At 66.8% G+C, this 17,536-nt stretch carries 17 protein-coding genes; 9 read left to right on the top strand and 8 right to left on the bottom strand.

Annotated elements, in window-relative coordinates:
• Window positions 1-53 precede the first annotated feature (53 nt).
• Window positions 54-827, bottom strand: a complete 774-nt coding sequence (locus ACHQ4I_RS09735; protein ID WP_420771354.1) for an ArsR/SmtB family transcription factor — start codon at window positions 825-827, stop codon at window positions 54-56.
• On the opposite strand from ACHQ4I_RS09735, the gene ACHQ4I_RS09740 reads away from it, so the two are divergent.
• From ACHQ4I_RS09740 to ACHQ4I_RS09755, 4 genes are all read left to right on the top strand, one after another.
• Window positions 826-1,614, top strand: coding sequence for an isocitrate lyase/PEP mutase family protein (locus tag ACHQ4I_RS09740; protein WP_420771355.1), 789 nt, complete (start codon window positions 826-828; stop codon window positions 1,612-1,614). The genes ACHQ4I_RS09735 and ACHQ4I_RS09740 overlap by 2 nt on opposite strands.
• A 105-nt stretch (window positions 1,615-1,719) precedes the next feature.
• Window positions 1,720-2,298 (top strand): dihydrofolate reductase family protein, encoded by a 579-nt coding sequence (locus ACHQ4I_RS09745; RefSeq protein WP_420771356.1) that lies wholly within the window; start codon window positions 1,720-1,722, stop codon window positions 2,296-2,298.
• Entirely contained in the window at window positions 2,295-2,636 is a 342-nt protein-coding gene (locus tag ACHQ4I_RS09750) for a YciI family protein (RefSeq protein WP_420771357.1), read from the top strand. Before ACHQ4I_RS09745 ends, ACHQ4I_RS09750 begins: the two co-directional genes overlap by 4 nt.
• Window positions 2,629-3,855, top strand: coding sequence for an RNA polymerase sigma factor (locus tag ACHQ4I_RS09755; protein ID WP_420771358.1), 1,227 nt, complete (start codon window positions 2,629-2,631; stop codon window positions 3,853-3,855). Before ACHQ4I_RS09750 ends, ACHQ4I_RS09755 begins: the two co-directional genes overlap by 8 nt.
• Window positions 3,856-3,867: 12 nt before the next feature.
• Here ACHQ4I_RS09755 and ACHQ4I_RS09760 read toward each other — a convergent pair whose 3' ends face one another.
• On the bottom strand, window positions 3,868-5,727 hold the full coding sequence (locus ACHQ4I_RS09760) for a serine/threonine-protein kinase (protein ID WP_420771359.1): 1,860 nt from the start codon (window positions 5,725-5,727) through the stop codon (window positions 3,868-3,870).
• Window positions 5,728-6,332: 605 nt separating this feature from the next.
• On the opposite strand from ACHQ4I_RS09760, the gene ACHQ4I_RS09765 reads away from it, so the two are divergent.
• Window positions 6,333-6,689, top strand: coding sequence for a DUF732 domain-containing protein (locus ACHQ4I_RS09765; protein ID WP_420771360.1), 357 nt, complete (start codon window positions 6,333-6,335; stop codon window positions 6,687-6,689).
• Between the two features lie 256 nt (window positions 6,690-6,945).
• Complete coding sequence (locus ACHQ4I_RS09770; RefSeq protein ID WP_420771361.1) at window positions 6,946-8,082, top strand: BTAD domain-containing putative transcriptional regulator; 1,137 nt, start codon at window positions 6,946-6,948, stop codon at window positions 8,080-8,082.
• Between the two features lie 127 nt (window positions 8,083-8,209).
• Here the strand turns inward: ACHQ4I_RS09770 and ACHQ4I_RS09775 are convergent, their stop codons facing one another.
• Window positions 8,210-8,923: an SDR family oxidoreductase gene (locus tag ACHQ4I_RS09775; RefSeq protein WP_420771362.1), complete on the bottom strand. Its 714-nt coding sequence runs from the start codon at window positions 8,921-8,923 to the stop codon at window positions 8,210-8,212.
• Window positions 8,924-9,035: 112 nt separating this feature from the next.
• On the opposite strand from ACHQ4I_RS09775, the gene ACHQ4I_RS09780 reads away from it, so the two are divergent.
• Complete coding sequence (locus ACHQ4I_RS09780) at window positions 9,036-9,938, top strand: LysR family transcriptional regulator (RefSeq protein WP_420771363.1); 903 nt, start codon at window positions 9,036-9,038, stop codon at window positions 9,936-9,938.
• A gap of 120 nt (window positions 9,939-10,058) precedes the next feature.
• Here ACHQ4I_RS09780 and ACHQ4I_RS09785 read toward each other — a convergent pair whose 3' ends face one another.
• Entirely contained in the window at window positions 10,059-10,550 is a 492-nt protein-coding gene (locus ACHQ4I_RS09785; RefSeq protein ID WP_420771364.1) for a pyridoxamine 5'-phosphate oxidase family protein, read from the bottom strand.
• Window positions 10,551-10,612: 62 nt separating this feature from the next.
• On the opposite strand from ACHQ4I_RS09785, the gene ACHQ4I_RS09790 reads away from it, so the two are divergent.
• Complete coding sequence (locus ACHQ4I_RS09790) at window positions 10,613-11,587, top strand: helix-turn-helix transcriptional regulator (RefSeq protein ID WP_420771365.1); 975 nt, start codon at window positions 10,613-10,615, stop codon at window positions 11,585-11,587.
• A 35-nt stretch (window positions 11,588-11,622) separates the two neighbouring features.
• Here the strand turns inward: ACHQ4I_RS09790 and ACHQ4I_RS09795 are convergent, their stop codons facing one another.
• Entirely contained in the window at window positions 11,623-12,792 is a 1,170-nt protein-coding gene (locus tag ACHQ4I_RS09795; protein ID WP_420771366.1) for an epoxide hydrolase family protein, read from the bottom strand.
• A gap of 63 nt (window positions 12,793-12,855) precedes the next feature.
• Between ACHQ4I_RS09795 and ACHQ4I_RS09800 the strand changes: the two genes are divergently transcribed.
• Complete coding sequence (locus tag ACHQ4I_RS09800; protein WP_420771367.1) at window positions 12,856-13,821, top strand: helix-turn-helix transcriptional regulator; 966 nt, start codon at window positions 12,856-12,858, stop codon at window positions 13,819-13,821.
• A 16-nt stretch (window positions 13,822-13,837) separates the two neighbouring features.
• Here the strand turns inward: ACHQ4I_RS09800 and ACHQ4I_RS09805 are convergent, their stop codons facing one another.
• From ACHQ4I_RS09805 to ACHQ4I_RS09815, 3 genes are read right to left on the bottom strand one after another with little or no spacing between them, the layout of a single operon-like run.
• Window positions 13,838-15,283: a GntP family permease gene (locus ACHQ4I_RS09805; RefSeq protein ID WP_420771368.1), complete on the bottom strand. Its 1,446-nt coding sequence runs from the start codon at window positions 15,281-15,283 to the stop codon at window positions 13,838-13,840.
• A gap of 10 nt (window positions 15,284-15,293) precedes the next feature.
• Window positions 15,294-15,902 carry a bifunctional 4-hydroxy-2-oxoglutarate aldolase/2-dehydro-3-deoxy-phosphogluconate aldolase gene (locus ACHQ4I_RS09810; protein WP_420771493.1) on the bottom strand — a complete coding sequence of 203 codons (609 nt, stop codon included), beginning with the start codon at window positions 15,900-15,902 and terminating at the stop codon, window positions 15,294-15,296.
• Between the two features lie 17 nt (window positions 15,903-15,919).
• Window positions 15,920-17,533: an N-acyl-D-amino-acid deacylase family protein gene (locus tag ACHQ4I_RS09815; RefSeq protein ID WP_420771369.1), complete on the bottom strand. Its 1,614-nt coding sequence runs from the start codon at window positions 17,531-17,533 to the stop codon at window positions 15,920-15,922.
• Between the last annotated feature and the right edge of the window lie 3 nt (window positions 17,534-17,536).

Consider the following 17,536-nt stretch of genomic DNA (forward strand, 5'->3'; position numbering starts at 1 on the left):
CGCCCGCCGGACCTCGGTCTCCAGGCTACGTGCGGCGAAGCCTTCGCTCAGCGTCAGGCGACCGTTGCGGGATCTATACCCAGCGCCTCACACAGGCCGGCTTCACCCGTCGGGGTGAGGCGGACAGCACGGCCGGATCCGACGCGCCGCACCCAATCCAGTGCCTGCAACCTGCGGCACAGCTGCGCTCCGGCCGCTCCGCCGAGATGGGTGCGGCGTTCGGTCCAGTCCAGACACGGGCGCGCGACAGGACGACGCGTCGCGTGCAGTGCCGCCACCTCGATGCCCATCGGCCCGGTGAGCCACGCCGAACCCGCCTCGGTCAGGGCGAAGCCGCCCTCGTCGTCGAGCAGGTCGCGTTCGATCATCGCGTCGGTGATCGCGACGCCGAGTCGGCCCGCGAGGTGGTCGTAGCAGGTTCGGCCGCGAGCCAGGGCCGCGGCGGCGGTGGATGTGCGCAGGTTGGTCACCTCGGGATGCCTCGGCTCCAGGTGGGTGACCATGGTCTCCAGCAGTTCGGCCACCTGTGGGCTCGCCAACTGCACATAGCGGTGCCTGCCCTGACGGCGTTCGACGAGCAGGCCGCCGTCGAGCAGCCGGTTCAGATGCTCGGTCGCGGTGGACGGCGCGACTCCGGCATGGCGCGCCAGCTCCCCGGCCGTCCAGGCACGGCCGTCGACCAGGGCCAGGCACATATCGGCGCGGGTGCGGTCGGCCAGCAGGGTGGCCAGTCCGGCCAGTTCGGCTCCTCGGGTGTGCACCACCCCATGATCGCGCCGGGTTGTTTCGGCGACCACCGAAACGTCGGCGGGATAGCGTCGCGACATGAACAGTCCTGTGAACAAGACGAAGGCTTTTCACGACCTGCACCACGGGGCGGGGCCGCTGGTGCTGCCCAATGCCTGGGACTTCGGGTCGGCCGCCGTGCTGGCCGCGGAGGGGTTCGCGGCGATCGGCACGACCAGTCTGGGTGTCGCGGTGGCGGCCGGTCTCACCGATGGCGCCGGTGTCACGCGCGATGAAACACTTGCGCTGGCAACGAGACTCGCACGGCTGCCGGTGCCGGTCACCGTCGATATCGAGGGTGGGTTCAGCGAGGATCCTGGCAAGGTTGCCGAATATGTAGCGCAGCTGGCCCGTTTGGGCATCGCCGGGGTGAATCTCGAGGATGGGCGGGCGGATACGGCGCTGGCCGAGCCCGGGCAGCAGGCGGAATTGATCGCCGCGATCAAGTCGCGCGCGCCCGAGTTGTTCGTCAATGCCAGGGTCGATACATATTGGCTACGGCTGCAACAGGATTCGACTCTGTCCCGCGCCGAGGAATATGTGCAGGCCGGTGCCGATGGGGTTTTCGTGCCCGGCGTGACCGATCCGGATCAGATCGGCCGGATCGTCGCGGCGGTGCCGCTGCCGGTCAACATGCTGTACTCGGTCGCCGGGCCGTCGATCGCGGAACTCGCGGCCTTGGGTGTGCGGCGCATCAGCACGGGATCGCTGCTGTATCGCGCGGCATTGGCCGGGATCGTGGATGTAGCGCGGGCGGTGCGCGACGGCGGGGCCGTTCGTTCCGGCATTCCCAGCTATCGCGAAATCCAGGCGATCACCGGGTCGTAATAAACCGCCGAAAAATTTCTGACCGCGATGTCGATTCAGCGGGTAGCCGCTCGTGTAGGAGGTGAAGCCGGTAGCGGACCGGCCAGCAACAGGAAGGACTGCCTCATGAGCAAGATCATCGCGGTCGAGCACGTCACGCTGGACGGCGTCATGCAGGCCCCCGGCCGGACCGACGAGGACGTCAGGGACGGTTTCCGGCACGGCGGCTGGGCGCATCGCCATGACGATCCCGTGCAGGCCAGGGTGATGGGCGAACATATGGCGACCCACCACGGAGCGCTGCTGTTGGGGCGGCGCACCTATGCGGACTTCTACGGCTTCTGGCCGCATCAGACCGACAACCCGTACACCGAGGTGCTGAACAAGACCGAGAAGTTCGTCGCGTCCCGGACGCTGACCGAGCCGCTGCCCTGGCAGAACTCCACGCTGCTTGCCGACGCCGTCCCCGCGGTGGCCGAGCTGGGCCAGGATCTCGTGGTGCTCGGCAGCGGCGACCTGCTGCGATCGCTGATGCGCCATGATCTGGTCGACGAGTTTCTGCTGCTGATCCACCCGATCGTGGTCGGCGGCGGCCAGCGGCTGTTCGACGGGGTCGACCTCGGCGAATTGCGACTCGTCGACAGCGTCACGACCACCACCGGCGTGGTGATCGCCACCTATCAGCGGGATGAGGAGAAGCGATGAAGCAGTACCTGCTCAGCATCTACCAGCCCGACGACGTCGCGCCGCCGGACAATCTCGACGAGATCATGCGCGACCTGGAAGCCGTCAACGACGAGATGCGGGCCGCGGGCGCATGGGTTTTCGCCGCTGGACTGCATCCGCCGAGCACCGCCACCGTGCTGCGTGCCAGCGCCGACGACGTGCTCATCACCGATGGGCCGTACGTCGAAAGCAAGGAGCACATCGGCGGATTCACCGTCATCCGGGCGGCGGATCTCGATGAAGCACTCGAATGGGGTCGCAAGGTGGCGGCGGTGGTGACCCTTCCGATCGAGATCCGCCCCCTCGTCGATGGCTGAGGTCACCCCGGCCGAGATCGAGCACGTCTTCACCGAACATTACGGTCGCGCGGTCGCCAGCCTGATCCGCGTCTTCGGCGATATCACCGTCGCCGAAGACGCGGTGCAGGATGCCTTTACCGCCGCGGTGCAGCGCTGGCCGTCGGATGGACTGCCGCCGAGCCCACCGGGCTGGATCATCACCACGGCCCGCAATCGCGCCATCGATCGACTGCGCCGGGAGGCGACGCGGCAGGATCGGCATGCCGAGGCCGCCCTCCTGCACGCCGACGACGAATCACCCGATTGCGGTGCGGTGCAGGATGATCGGCTCCGACTGATCTTCACCTGCTGTCATCCCGCCCTGTCGCTCAACGCACAGGTCGCGCTCACCTTGCGACTGCTCGGCGGGCTGACCACCCCCGAAATCGCCCACGCCTTCCTCACTTCCGAGTCGACGATGGCTCAGCGCCTCGTCCGAGCCAAGGGCAAGATCCGCGACGCGCGCATTCCGTACCGGGTCCCCCGCGATGCGGACCTACCCGCCCGGCTCCGCGCGGTCCTCGCCGTCCTCTACCTCATCTTCACCGAAGGTCACACGGCCACTTCGGGCGATCGCCTCGTGCGGGCCGACCTGTGTAGCGAGGCAATCCGCTTGGGGCGCTTACTCATCGAGCTGATGCCCGATGAGCCGGAGGCGCGCGGGCTGCTCGCGCTGATGTTGCTCACCGAATCGCGTCGGACTGCCCGCACCGCGCCGGATGGATCGCTCGTACCACTGCCGGACCAAGATCGTCACCGCTGGGATCGCGCCCTCATCGCAGAGGGCCATGCACTCGTCCGAGAGTGCCTGCGCCGCAACCAACCCGGCCCGTATCAGATCCAAGCGGCGATCAACGCGGTACACGCGGACGCCCCGGACGCGAAATCCACTGACTGGCAACAGATCCTACGTCTCTACGACCAATTGACCACCGTGGCATCGAGTCCGGTGGTGGCCCTGAACCGAACAGTGGCGGTCGCCGAGGTGGCGGGACCGGATGCAGCACTCGCGCTACTCGACGACATCGACCTCCCGAATCACCATCTGTACCACGCGATCCGCGCCGATCTGCTACGCCGACTCGGTCGCAACACCGAGGCGATCCGCGCCTACGACACCGCCATCGCCCATACCGACAACACGGCCGAACAGACCTTCCTGCGACGGCGACGCGACGACCTCGCCTCGGCCAACTAGGGGTGGGAGGGGTCAACTCCCACCGATGACGCCGTAGTTCTTCCACCAGTCGAACAGTGGGACCGCGCCGGTGGAGTCGCCGGCGAAGGCGGCGGCCAAGACGAGGTCGCGTTCGTCCGTCCAGTCCAGCGTCGGTACCGGTAGTGCGCTGCCGGTACTGCGAACGCAGGCGAGATTGCCGGTGTAGATGAGCTGACCGTTGTGGGTCGCCTTGGTCGGGCGATCGAGGTCGCCGTCGGGGCAGGGGACGACCGCGCCTCGGGTGGCGCTGCGGTACGCGTCGTTGAGAGCGGCAAGGTTCGGATACAGGTAGAAGTGGGCTGCCGGCGTTCCGCCGACGTTCGGTGTGCCGGTGGGATTCGCATCGCAGTACAGGGCGGCCACGCTGCCGGCCTCGCCTTTGCCCGACCGGCAATTGCTGGTGCTATAGCCCTGCGGCAGCAGTTGAAGGAGCTTATTTTCGGCGGAGGTGAACTGCGCGGACGAAGGCGCTGGTGACGAAGGCACTGATGATGATGTGGTGGCCGGTATCGACACCGGGGGCGCTGCGGGGATCGTGGAAGTCGGAGTTGGCCGGTTGATGGCAGAGTAGAGCCCCCATCCGCCCAATGCGAGTGCTGCGATGCCGGCCACCGAGCCGAGCGCGATCAGCGCTCGCACCTTCCATCGAGGGCCGGCAGGCTGGGGGCCCGCGAACGTCTGCGGTCCGGGTGGGCCGAGCCACGGAACGGGCGGAGACGGCGCCTGATAGGGCTGGGGCCAGACCGATCCTGCCGCGGCCTGACTTGCGGCCGAGGGCAGCCATGGCGTGCCGCCCTGCGGAGACGCGCCGCCCAGATTCGGCGGCCCGGTCGGGACGCCCGGCACGGGATATCGGATTGTGGGGGGAGCTACGGGCGATTGACCAACTGGGTGCTGCACGCCGGGGTCGCTGCGATGTTCTTCCGGCGCCTTGGTCGGCATTGCCTCGTGATGCTCGGACGGAACCTCCTGAGCCATTGTGGCCAGGTGGGCGCGCTCGGGCTCGGTCAACACGGCGGCCGCGGCCAAGGCCAGGTCGCCGGCGCTCGGGTAGCGGTCGGCTGGATCGCGGGCCATCCCGCGCGCGACGACCGCATCGAATCCAGGCGATAGCCCGGGACGAACCGCGGAGGGCTTCGGCGGGGGCTCCAACATCAGGGCCCGGATCAGCCCGGCGAACGAATCGGCGTGGTACGGCCGCCCGCCGGTCAAGCATTCATGCAACACGCAGCCCAGCGAGTACACGTCGGCGCGGTTGGTCACCTCGACATTCTCGAACCGTTCGGGCGCCATGTAGGTGAACGTGCCGATGGCGTGACCCGTGTCGGTCAGCCGGGGATCGGTAGGGGTCGTCGCCAGACCGAAGTCGACGAGGTAGGCGAAATCGTCGCCGGTCATATTGTCACGAGTGATCAGGATGTTTTCGGGTTTGACGTCGCGATGCACCCGATGATCGGCGTGGGCGGCATCCAGCGCGGACGCCACCTGCTGCACGATGGAAACCGCTCGCGCCGGCGACATCGGCCCGTAACTGGTCAGCAACTTCCGCAGATCCGGACCGTCGATGAGCCGCATATCTATGTAGAGGCGGCCATCGACCTCACCCCAGTCGTGGATCGGCACCACATGCGGATTGCTGAGCCGGGCCGCGCCGTGGGACTCGCGCCGGAACCGCTCTCGATACGCGGGGTCGGCGCCCAGCGCCTCCGGCAACAGTTTCAGCGCGACGTTGCGGTCTTTGACGGTGTCGTAGGCTTCATACACCTCACCCATTCCGCCCCGACCGATCAGCCGCAACACCTGATACCGCCCGAACCGCGTTCCCAGTCGGGATTCGCTCTCGGCGCTCATCGTGAGGGCCCGTCAATTCTCATGCGCCGCCCGCACAAGAAGTCGGTGTCAGCGAGCCCGGCGGTAGGGGAATCTTCGAGCCCAACGATGACCGCCAAACCAGCCGAAACTCGACTGGTGCCGTTGATATCGTCGCTATTCACGGCAGCCCTCCACAAAAAACGGAAGCCCCGATGAACTCGGCCTAAATATCTACGGTAGCACCGTGGCACGACCTCGACGATGGGTGAATCCGGCTGGAGCAGCTCCATCCGGCCAGGTCAGGGTTGGTGCGGAGCTGGTGCCTTCGATACGTCGGATCGTTGTCGGTATCGGCAATTCCGGGCTCCGGGGCTTGCCTTTCACGAACCTGTAGTGGGCATTCGCCACCCCACCGATCAGCGGCATTCATTGCGAGCTGGTCGGTGACCGGCCGGCCATCCGATACCCCTGACTCCCAGCCAGGTCGGCTCTCGTCGGCCGAATCGGCGTCGAGCCCCTGACTCGTGCGCGGCTCAACCGGGAGGTCGAGGATTCTTCCAGGATTCGTCCAGGATTCGTCCAGGCTGCGGCTCGACTCTGGTCTCGCCAAACCGGCATACCGACCAGCACAAGGAGACACAGCCATGTTCGGACACCGCCTGTCCCGTACGATCGCCGGCGCCCTGATCGCCGCCACCGCCGGCATCGGCGGCGTCGCCGTCGCCGCGACCGCCACTGCCGCTCCCAGCGCCCCCAGCAGCACCGGTGACACCCGATTCCTGAACCTGATCCAGCAAGAGGGCATCGGATTCACCTCGCCCGCGGCCGCGATCGGCGACGCCCATCAAGTCTGCCGCGCCATTGCAGGCGGCCAAACCCCGGTCGCCGTCAGCAACGACATCCTTCAAAAGACCGACCTCACCACCCGCCAAGCCGCGGTCTTCGTCGTCGCCTCGGTCGACACCTACTGCCCGCAATACCAGAAACTCCTGACCGCCTGACCCACCCGTAAGCGCGGGGCCGGCCCGGTACCGGCCCCGCAACCCGGGCGAGCCACGGGTGACCGGACCTGCGGCTGCGGCACCAGCCAGTGCGCGACCGTACAGATCCCGCCCGCGAAAGCGGACTGAACCAGCCGCGGTTAACACCCAGGGCCAGCCGTCACGCAGTTTCGGGCGGGACGCTGGGAAAGCGCGTGCCCGGCTCGCATAATCAAGTGAGGTGGGCACATCGATACACCTGAAGGAGTCGAACGCGATGGCCGACGCCGGTGTGAGCTTTCGCGTGTTGGGGCCCTTGCAGTTGAGTATCGGCGACAGCACGGTGGAGCTGGGCACCCCGAAACTGCGCGCGGTGGTCGCGATGTTGGTGCTCAACCGGAACCGGCCGGTCGCAATCGACGCCCTCACCAACGCCGCGTGGGAAGACTGTCCGCCGCCCAAGGCGCGTGCCAGCATCCATTCCTACATTTCCGACCTCCGGAAGATTTTTGCCGACCATGGTGTCGACCCACGGGCCGCACTCGCGACCGCTGCGCCCGGCTACCGGCTCGCCGTCGCCGACGCCGACTACGACCTGGCCCGGTTCACCGCCGCGAAGACCGCTGGCGTCAAGGCTGCGGCCGTCGGGCAGTTCGAGCAGGCCAGCCGACACCTGACCGCGGCCCTGAACGAATGGCACGGTCCGGTGCTGGCCGACCTGCACGAGTTCCAGTTCGTGACGACGTTCGCTACGGCGTTGGACGAAGACAAGCTGCTCACCCACACCGCGCACGCCGAAGCCGAAATCGCGTGCGGACGCCCCCACGAGGTCATCGCGGAACTGCAGACGCTCACCGCCGAGTACCCCTATCGGGAACCGCTGTGGGCGCAGCTCATCACCGCGCTGTATCTGACCCACCGGCAGGCCGACGCCCTCGACGCCTGCCGACGTCTACGCGCCGTTCTCGAGCACGATCTCGGCATCGATCCTGGACCCAACATCCGTGATCTGGAGACGCGGATCCTGCGTCAACAACCGCTCGATGTCATACAGGCCGCGATGACCACCGCCTCGCTCCATATGAAGACGTTGGAGAACCGGAGCGCCGGCCATGGCGGCTCGACCACCGCACACCTGCGTGATATCACCACCGGCAGCGACTATCCGCTCCGATCCGCCGCCACCAAGATAGGTCGTCTGCCCGACAACGACATCGTGCTCGACGATGCCGCCATCAGCCGCCACCACGCCGTCATAGTCGACACCGGTACCAGCTACATAGTCTGCGACCTGCGCTCCGCCAACGGCGTGCACCTACACAACCAACGCATCCGCGGCAGCGCGGCCCTCGCCGACGGCGACCGAATCCGCATCGGCGACCACCAGCTCATGTTCGAAGCATCACCAAATTGACACCGCCCCAACGGGATCATCAATAGAACAGATACCGCTTCCGATGCGCGAGGGTGGTCTTCGAAGTGCCGGTCTTCGATGGTTCTGGCGTTGGGGTTCGTGGGTTGGATGTCGAGGGAGATGCGGTTCATGCGAGGCGACCTCCGCCGTCGATGTGCAGGGTGGTGCCGGTCAGGAAGGGGTTGGTCAGGGCTAGGAGGGCGGCGGCGGAGATGTCGGATGGGTGGCCGACTCGGCGGGCGGGGTTGGTGGCGGCGATATTCGCGAGGAATTGGTTCTTGTCGGGGCCCAGTCCGTCCCATGCGCCGGAGTCGACGATGCCCGGGGAGAGGGCGTTGACGCGAATGGGTGCCAGTTCGACTGCGAGGGCTTCGGCGAGGAAGCTGACGGCGCCGTTGGTGGTGGCCATGACCGCGCGGCCAGGTGCGGGTCGCCAGGCTGCGACTCCGGAGAACAGGAGGATCGCTCCTCCGGTTCGGATGGTGGGTGCGAAGTGTTTGGCGAGGAGGATCGGACCGATCACCTTGGCGTCGAAGGCGCGGGTGACGGCTGATCGATCCAGTTGTGCGACTGGGCCATTGGCGTGGGCCGCCGCGACCGAAACCAGGTAGTCCAGTGCGCCGACGTCTTCGGCCAGATCGCGAATGGAACCTTCGTCGGCGAGGTCGACACGTGCGGTTCGGACTCGCCCGCCGAGTCGAGCGGCGTCGATCGCCTGCGGATCGCGACCCGCGAGCACCACCGTCGCTCCCCCGGCGGCAGCGTCCGCGGCGATCTGTCGGCCGATGCCCGAACTGCCGCCGATCACGAGCAGTTTCTTGCCGTTCATCGCATCTGACATGAGGTGTCTCCTCGGTAGTTGGTGTGTCCTGCACCGAGATCGAACGTGCTGCGACGCCGAGGCAATCCCTTCGCGATATGAATCTTTCCCATAATTCCGATAGAATCTGTGAATGGCAACGTTGCGCGCACTGGAATGCCTGGTAGCCGTGCTGGATTACGGTTCGGTGACCGAAGCCGCGACGCGCCTGCACATGTCACAGCCCGCCTTGTCACATCAGATCGCGGCCTTGGAGCGCGAGATCGGGACGCCCGTGGTGGAACGACTCCCACGCGGCGTACGACCGACCGCGGCCGGTCGCGCGATCGTCGCGGACGCACGTGCCGCGCTCGCCGCAGCCGAGCGTGTCGTCGCGACCGGCCGTGCCGTCGCCGCGGGCACCGAGGGACAACTGCGCATCGGCTGCGCGGAGAGTATGACCGCCGCACTGCTGGCACCGGTCCTGCGCGCCTGGCATCGGCGGTACCCAGGCATTCAGCTCATACTGACGGAGCTGTCGAGCGCCGACGCTCTCGCCGAACTGGCGGCATCGGGCCGAGCGGATATCGCGATCGGTCCCCGGCCGACGCACTGGGACGGACATCTCGACATCATCGGCGAGGAAGAGATCGTCGCCGCCATGCGATCGACCGAACAACCAAGCACCACATGGACATTCGCGAAGATCGCCGAACAGCCGATGGTGCACTATCACCCCGACAACGGCCTCGGCAGCTGGCTCGACGAGATCGCCGCCCAGCAGGGCATCACCCTGACCGCCGCGACCCGCACCCGCCATGCCAGCACCGCGGCACAGCTGGCGGCCGCCGGACTCGGCATCGCACTGGTCCCGACCACCGCGCTGACCGCCACGTTCACCGGAGCGGTAGCCAGCCTGGAACCACGACTCACCCGGGCGGTCGTGGCACTGACGGCTACCCCGAATGACCCACTCGTGCAACGCTTCACGGCCGACCTGATCCGCCGTGGCATCCCGGTACCGACCTCGATCGCAACCCAGCTCACCCCGCACTGATCGAGGACGCCCCGGCCGCTCGGATCATTCCGTTTCACCATCGAGGCGAAGCACACGTTCCAAGCGACAACCCTGTCGGCGACCGCAAGATCACCACCGACGACCACTGACCGGCGCGGCTCAATGCTTGCGCACCACGCGCTCCCCCTGCCCCGGCTTCCAAATGGTGATGTCCAGATGGTCATCGACGACCTCGACGGTGGAGGCGCTGGTCAGATCCGCGACGTAGAAGTGGTCGAACTCCTGGTCGCGGATATCGAATCCGCTTTCGTCGAATAGCTGCTGGGCGAAGCGCGCGTGCACCTGCTTGTCCGGGAGGTCGACGACGGTGCCGAACACCTTCGCGTCACCGTCGCCGACCTGGGTGTCGACGGTGGCGGTGTGCAGGCAGAAGCGCGGATCGCGAGCGAGGTCCTTGAACTTGGTGGTGTTCGGCATGCCCGCGATCACCAGCATCCCCTCGAAAATCCGCGGTTCGACGGGGCTGATGCGCGGAAAGCCGTCGGAGCGCAGAGTCCCGAGCATGCAGAGATTGCCGGTGGCCCGGTGCCGACGAGTGAATACGGAGGCGATGCGTGGCGCTTCTTCGGTGAACTTGCTCCATGTGGTCATGCGGCCGACGGTACGGCTTAAACGTGACATCTTCTGTCAGGTTTAACGACTAATCTCGAATCATGCGAGCGAGTCGACTGGTCCAGCTGCTATTGCTGCTGCAGACCCGCGGCCGGACCACCGGACCCGAGCTGGCGCGCGAGCTGGAGGTGTCGGTGCGCACGGTCTATCGCGATATCGAGGCGCTATCCGCGGCGGGTGTGCCGATCTACAGCGAACCGGGACGCGCGGGCGGCGTGCAGTTGGTCGACGGGTACCGGACGCGGTTGACCGGCCTCACCACCGAGGAGGCCGATGCGGTCCTGCTCGCGGGACAGCCCGCCGCAGCAGCCGATCTCGGCCTCGGCACGGTATTGGCGACAGCGCAGCTCAAGGTGCTCGCCGCACTGCCGCCCGAATTGCGCGGTCGGGCAACGCGAATCGCGGAACGCGTTCATGTGGACGCGGCGGGCTGGTTCCATCGCCCCGACGAAACACCCACGCTGGCAACGGTTGCCGATGCGCTGTGGCACGACCGTCGACTCGATATCCGTTACCGGCGCAAGGACCGCGCCGTCGAACGCCGACTGGATCCGCTCGGCCTCGTATTGAAGGCCGGGACTTGGTATCTCGTCGCGCGCGACGGCTCGGCCGTGCGTTCGTATCGCGTCGGCCGGATCGCGTCCGCCGAGCAGACCGGCGAAACATTCACGCGCCCAGAAGGTTTCGATCTCGGCGCGCACTGGTCGGAGTCGGCCGACGATTTCGCGCGCTCCATGCTGCGGGTGCGGGCGCGCTGCCGGATCGCGGCCTCGCAACTGCGGCTGCTGCGGTTGATGAACGAGCCCGCCGCGGTCGCCGAGGCAATGGCTTCGGCGACCGCACCCGACGCCGATGGTTGGGTCGAAGTGACCATCCCGTCGGAGTCCTACGAGGTCCTGGCCAGCGCCATCCTCCCGCTGGGCGAATTGTGCGAGGTACTCGATCCGCCCGAACTCCGCGACCGGCTCGCCGCGACCGCCTTCGCGATGGCCGAGCGTTACCGACACTCACGCTGAGTGCAGCGGATCGTCGCTACGAAAGGTGTGAGACGTCAGCGCAGCGCGCGGAAGAAAGCGCGCACATCGTCGGTCAGCAGGTCCGGTGCTTCCATGGCCGCGAAGTGACCGCCCCGGTCGTATTCGGTCCAGCGCACAATATTGTGCTGCTGCTGGGCGATCGCGCGAATGGAGTTGTCACCGGCGAATACCGCCGCCGCCGTCGGCACGCCGGAATTTCGCAATGGCATCCCCCACGAGTCGCCCTCCCCGTACAGCCTGATCGAGGTGACGAAGGTCCGGGTGAACCAATACAGGCTGACATTGGTCAGCAGCGCGTCCCGATCCACCGCCTGATCGGGCAGTTCGAGCGAGGGATTGGTCCAGCGCTGGAAGATATCCACGATCCAGGACAGCAGCCCGGCGGGCGAATCGTGCATACCGATCGCCAGGGTTTGCGGGCGACCCGCCTGCACCATCGCATAGCCGTACCGGGTGTGGCTCTCGCGGCCGGTGAGTCTGTCCAGCCTCGCCTGATCCTGCGGGCTGTACTCCGGTTCCGTTGCGGCCGAGGACTCGCCATCGCCCCAGGATGGCAGTGTGATCGGCCCGTTCACATGGATGCCGAACACCTGGTCGGTGGCGATCCGTCCCAGTTCGGTCGAGACGAAGAAGCCCGCGTCGCCGCCCTGCGCCCCGTATCGGTCGTAGCCGAGCCGCGCCATCAGCTTCGCGACCACCTGGGCGAATCGCTCGGTCGAACCGTCCCCGTTCTTCGGCCCGACCTCCGAGAACGCGAATCCGGGCAGCGACGGGATCACCAGATGGAACGCATCGGCGGGATCACCGCCGTGCGCCCGCGGATCGCTCAAAGGTCCGATCACATCGAGGAATTCGATGAATGTGCCGGGCCAGCCATGACTCAATACCAGCGGCACGGCGTCGGGTTCGGGCGAGCGGACGTGCAGGAAATGCACCTGCTGCCCGTCGATATCGGTGACAAAATGCGGCAGTTCATTCAGCCGCGCTTCGACCGCACGCCAGTCGAATCCGCAGCGCCAGTATTCGGCGAGGCCCTGCATATACCGGATCGATGCGCCCTTATCCCAACCGGCGCCGAGGATTTCGTCCGGCCACCAGGTATTCGCCAGCCGAGCGTGCAGATCGTCGATCTGCGCCTGCGGGATCTCGATGCGGAAAGGGCGAATGTCCTGTTCATTGCTCATGAAAACGACGTTATGACGGACTTAGGACAGGATCGTTCCTAAGTTTGTGCCATTCTGATTTTCGTGTTGGAGACCTCCGCGCGGCTGCTCAGACTGCTCGCGCTGCTGCAGACCCGGCGCGACTGGACCGGGACCGAACTCGCCGAACGGCTCGGCGTCACCGGGCGCACGGTCCGCCGCGATGTGGATCGGCTGCGTGAACTCGGCTATCCCGTGCACGCCACGCAGGGCGCCGCGGGCTATCGGCTCGGCGCCGGGGCCGCGCTGCCGCCGCTGCTGCTCGATGACGAGGAGGCGGTCGCGGTGGCGGTCGGATTGCGCAGCGCATCCGACGGCACCGTGGCCGGCATCGAGGAGGCATCGGTGCGCGCGCTGACCAAACTCGAACAGGTGCTGCCGCCGCGGCTGCGCCATCGGGTGCGCACGCTGCGCGCTGCGACCGTCCGCGTCGCAACGCCGGGTGCGACGGTCGAACCGGATACGCTGCTGGCCATCGCGGAGGCCTGCCAACGACATGAGCGATTGCGCTTCGACTACCGCGCACACAGCGGCGCGACCACTCGCCGCTCGGTGGAGCCGCACAGTCTCGTGCACTTCAGCAGGCGCTGGTATCTCGTCGCCTGGGATGTCGACCGCGGCGATTGGCGCACGTTCCGAGCGGACCGCGTGCGACCCCGCACCCCCACCGGCCCGCGATTCACTCCGCGCGAACTCCCGGAAGGCGATGTCGCGGCCCATCTTTCGCTGCGACTGTCCTCCCGAGCCTGGCCATATCAAGCAATTGCGCTGCTGCACAAGTCCGCCGAGGATGCCGCGGCGAATGTCTGGCCCGGCATGGGCGTCCTCGCGGCCGTCGACGAACACAGCTGCCAACTACATGTGGGCGCGGACAGTCCGGAGGCACTGGTCTGGATGATCACCTCGGCCGATATCGACTTCACGCTGCTCAGCGGTCCGCCCGAACTCGTCGCGGCCATCCGTGCCCAAGCCGACCGCTGCACAGCCGCACTGCGCGACTTCGACATGTAGCGACGGATCGGCGGGCTCAGCCGACGATCGCGAACAGCACGGCGGCGACCGCGAAACTCACCACGGAGAGCACGGTCTCGAGCACCGTCCAGGTCTGCAGGGTCTGCTTGACCGTCAGGTTGAAGTACTTCGAGATGATCCAGAAGCCGCCGTCGTTCACGTGGCTGAGGATGATCGAGCCCGCCGCGATGGCCATGGCGATGAGCGCGATGGCCATCTGTGAGTAACCGTGCCCGGCGACCAGCGGTGCGACGATGCCACCGGTGGTGACGATGGCGACGGTGGCCGAGCCCTGCGCGATGCGCAGACCGCAGCTGATGAGGTAGGCGAGCACGATCACCGGCAGCCCGGCGGCCGACATGGTGTCGGCGAGCGCGGTGCCGATTCCGGTGGCGGAGATGACCTTTCCGAAGAACGCGCCCGCGCCTACCACCAGCAGCAGCATGCCGACCGGCTTGAGCGATTCCGCCGTCAACGCGCTCAGTTCCTGCACGCTGGAACCGCGCCGCACGCCGAGCAGATAGAAGGCGACGAGCACGGCGATCAGCAGCGCCACGGCGGGCGTGCCGAGGAAGGTGAGCACCTGCAGCAGCCGCGAATCCTTGGCCAGCCATTGGGTGCCGAAGGTGGCGCCGAGGATGAGCACCAAAGGAATCGCGATAATGGCGCCGATGAGACCGACCGACGGCGGGCGGGTCTCGGTCCGGGTCGAAGCGGGATCCGTTGCGGTACCGGGACCTTCGCCCTTCGCCGCCGTCTGCGGCCGTATCAGGAATTCGGCGGGCACCTCCACCTGCACCCGCTTACCGATATAGCTGCCCCACACGATGCCCGCGGCGATGAATCCCGGTATGCCGCAGACGAATCCCATGATGATCAGCCAGCCCAGGCTCACCCCGAGCAGGCCACCGAGCGCCACCGGCCCGGGATGCGGCGGCAGGAATGCGTGCGTCATGGACAGACCGGCCAGCATCGGCATCGCGTACAGCACCAGTGACCGTCCACCGCGCTCGGCGGCCACGTAGATCAGCGGTGCGAGCACGAAGATGCCGATATCGAAGAAGACCGGGATGCCGAAGATGAGCCCGAGCAGACCCATGGCGACCGGTGCGCCCTTCTCACCGAAGATGCTCAGCAGTTTGCCGGTCAGCACATCCGCGCCACCGGAGCGTTCGAGGATCGCGCCGAGCACCGTGCCGAGGCCGATGATGACCGCGATATGCCCGAGAATGCCGCCGAAACCGGTCTCCAGCAGCGAATCACCGGGCTTGATCGCGGTACCGACGATCTTCGACACCGGTAGTCCGGCGGCCAGCGCCAGACCGAGTCCGGTGAGCAGCAGCGCGATGAACGGCTCCAGCTTGACCTTGATAATGGCGAACAGCAGTACAGCAATCGCGAGACCGCACAGCACCAGCAAACCGGGGGTGGTGGTGCGCAGCCAATCGACAGTGGCGCCCATGGGGTACCTCTCAATTCATGGATCGAACGAATGACGCCGCGCGCGAGGCGATTTCGGACCATCGGCCCGCGGCGACATCGGATGGGGCCACGACATCGGTGCCCGCGGTCACGGCCACGGCTCCGTTGGCGAGGAATTCGGCGGCATTGCCCGCGTTGACGCCCCCGGAGGGGATGAGCGCCACATCGGGGAACGGACCGCGCAGGTCTTTCAAATAGCCGGGACCGAGTGCCCTGGCGGGGAAGATCTTCACCGCGGCGGCACCGAGGTCGAGTGCGGTGAGTACCTCTGTGGGCGTGAAAGCGCCCATGACGACCGGGATGTCACGCTCGGCCGCGACCGCCGCGACCTCGGCACGCACGCCGGGGGTGACCAGGAACCGCGCCCCGTTGTCGATCGCGGCCTTGGCCTGATCGGCGTGCAGCACGGTTCCGACACCGACGACAGCGCCCTCGGCCGCGGCGGCCGTGCGCAGGTGGTCGAGCACACCCGGGGTCGTGAAGGTGAGCTCCAACGTACGAATTCCGGAGCGCGCCAAAGCATCCGCCAGCGCCGACGGATCCGGAATCTCCGGCGCACGCACGACGCTCAGCACCCGGTCGGCGCGAATGACTTCCATGGCGTTGCGAGAGCCGTTCAATATGTCTCCTTCCGCGAGGCATGCATCCGCAGCGCACGTCCGGCGAGTTTCCCGGTGGGCATGCCGTTTTCGATGGCGAATTCACCGTTGACCAGTACGTGCTGAATCCCGCGGGCCTGCTGCTCGGGGTTGTCGAAGGTCGCGGTATCGGTGATCGTCGCCGGATCGAACAGCACGAGATCGGCGGCGTAGCCGGTGAATACATGCCCACGGTCGCTCAGCCGCAGCCGTTCGGCGGGCCGCCCCGTGAGGTGGTGCACACACTCCTCGAGCCCGAGCACCCCGAGTTCGCGCACGTAATGGCCCAGATAGCGCGGAAAGGTCCCCCATGCGCGCGGATGCGGCCGAGCGCCGACCAGCAACGCGTCACTGCCGCCCATATGCCCCGGATGCACCATGATCGCGCGCACGTTCTCCTCGTGCCCGACGTGCTGCAGGATGGTGGTGGCCAACTGATCTCGGCGCAGCAGTTCGAAGAACACCTCGACCGGTGCGCGATCACGCTCGACCGCGATCTCGGCGATGGTCTTGCCGACGCACTCCCCCAACTCCGGGTCGGCGACGCCGCTGATCTGAATGGTCTCCCATTCGACGGTGACACCGTGGCAGCCGTCGGAACCATTCACATTGACGTCCAACGCTATTCGCGCACGCATCGTGGGATCGTCGATGCGGGTCAGCGCAGCGTCCGGGCCGCCGGACATGGCCCAGCTCGGCAGCAGCGCCGAAAGTGTCGTCGAGCCGGGCAGATACGGATAGGTGTCGAGGGTGATATCGCACCCCTCGGCCCTGGCGGTATCGATCAAGGCGAGGAATTCCGGTGCGCGCCCGCGGTTCACGCCGAAGTTCATGGTCGCGTGGGTGAGATGCAATGCGCACCCGGTGCTGCGAGCCAGGTCGATCATCTCGGCGTACGCCGCCAAGGCCCCCTTGCCGTAGGAGCGGGTGTGCGGCGCATAGAATCCGCCGTACTCGGCTACCACCTCACATAATGCCGCCAATTCGGCTGTGTCGGCATACATTCCGGGCGTGTACGTGAGCCCGCTCGACATTCCGACCGCACCCTCGCGCAGTCCCTGAGCGAGCAGTTCCCGCATGCGACGGATCTCGGCGACGGTCGCCGGGCGCTGTTCGCTGCCGACGACGAGCAGCCGCAGCGTGCCCTGCGGCACAAGGTAGGCGGCATTGGGTGTGATGCCCTGATCCAGACGGTCCAAGTACTCCGCGACCGTGCGCCAGGAGAAGTCGAGTTCGGTGGGATTGCCATTCCACCCGGCGATCTGACGGCGCAGCACCGACAGGGTGGCGTCATCGATCGGGGCATAGGAGAGCCCGTCCTGTCCGATGACCTCCGTGGTGACGCCCTGGCTGATCTTCGGGAAATGACCGGGATCGGTGAGCAGATGCAGATCGGAGTGCGCATGCATATCGATGAAGCCCGGAGCGAGCACCGCACCGGGCCCGGCATCGATGAACCGCGCCGCCGCGGTGATCGTGTGGGGTTCGGCGATCGATGCGATCCGTCCCCTATCGATGGCGACATCGGCTCGAAAGCGCGGCGCTCCCGTGCCGTCGATGACCTCGATATCGCGAAACACCAAGTCCGTCATGGC

Source organism: Nocardia nepalensis (assembly GCF_048910785.1).
GTDB lineage: Bacteria > Actinomycetota > Actinomycetes > Mycobacteriales > Mycobacteriaceae > Nocardia > Nocardia nepalensis.

Excerpts from the sequence above, each read along its gene's own strand:
- ACHQ4I_RS09740 (WP_420771355.1), top strand. The coding sequence starts at position 826 with ATGAACAGTCCTGTGAACAAGACGAAGGCTTTTCACGACCTGCACCAC.
- ACHQ4I_RS09735 (WP_420771354.1), bottom strand. The coding sequence starts at position 827 with ATGTCGCGACGCTATCCCGCCGACGTTTCGGTGGTCGCCGAAACAACC.
- ACHQ4I_RS09745 (WP_420771356.1), top strand. The coding sequence starts at position 1,720 with ATGAGCAAGATCATCGCGGTCGAGCACGTCACGCTGGACGGCGTCATG.
- ACHQ4I_RS09750 (WP_420771357.1), top strand. The coding sequence starts at position 2,295 with ATGAAGCAGTACCTGCTCAGCATCTACCAGCCCGACGACGTCGCGCCG.
- ACHQ4I_RS09755 (WP_420771358.1), top strand. The coding sequence starts at position 2,629 with ATGGCTGAGGTCACCCCGGCCGAGATCGAGCACGTCTTCACCGAACAT.
- ACHQ4I_RS09760 (WP_420771359.1), bottom strand. The coding sequence starts at position 5,727 with ATGAGCGCCGAGAGCGAATCCCGACTGGGAACGCGGTTCGGGCGGTAT.
- ACHQ4I_RS09765 (WP_420771360.1), top strand. The coding sequence starts at position 6,333 with ATGTTCGGACACCGCCTGTCCCGTACGATCGCCGGCGCCCTGATCGCC.
- ACHQ4I_RS09770 (WP_420771361.1), top strand. The coding sequence starts at position 6,946 with ATGGCCGACGCCGGTGTGAGCTTTCGCGTGTTGGGGCCCTTGCAGTTG.
- ACHQ4I_RS09775 (WP_420771362.1), bottom strand. The coding sequence starts at position 8,923 with ATGTCAGATGCGATGAACGGCAAGAAACTGCTCGTGATCGGCGGCAGT.
- ACHQ4I_RS09780 (WP_420771363.1), top strand. The coding sequence starts at position 9,036 with ATGGCAACGTTGCGCGCACTGGAATGCCTGGTAGCCGTGCTGGATTAC.
- ACHQ4I_RS09785 (WP_420771364.1), bottom strand. The coding sequence starts at position 10,550 with ATGACCACATGGAGCAAGTTCACCGAAGAAGCGCCACGCATCGCCTCC.
- ACHQ4I_RS09790 (WP_420771365.1), top strand. The coding sequence starts at position 10,613 with ATGCGAGCGAGTCGACTGGTCCAGCTGCTATTGCTGCTGCAGACCCGC.
- ACHQ4I_RS09795 (WP_420771366.1), bottom strand. The coding sequence starts at position 12,792 with ATGAGCAATGAACAGGACATTCGCCCTTTCCGCATCGAGATCCCGCAG.
- ACHQ4I_RS09805 (WP_420771368.1), bottom strand. The coding sequence starts at position 15,283 with ATGGGCGCCACTGTCGATTGGCTGCGCACCACCACCCCCGGTTTGCTG.
- ACHQ4I_RS09810 (WP_420771493.1), bottom strand. The coding sequence starts at position 15,902 with ATGGAAGTCATTCGCGCCGACCGGGTGCTGAGCGTCGTGCGTGCGCCG.
- ACHQ4I_RS09815 (WP_420771369.1), bottom strand. The coding sequence starts at position 17,533 with ATGACGGACTTGGTGTTTCGCGATATCGAGGTCATCGACGGCACGGGA.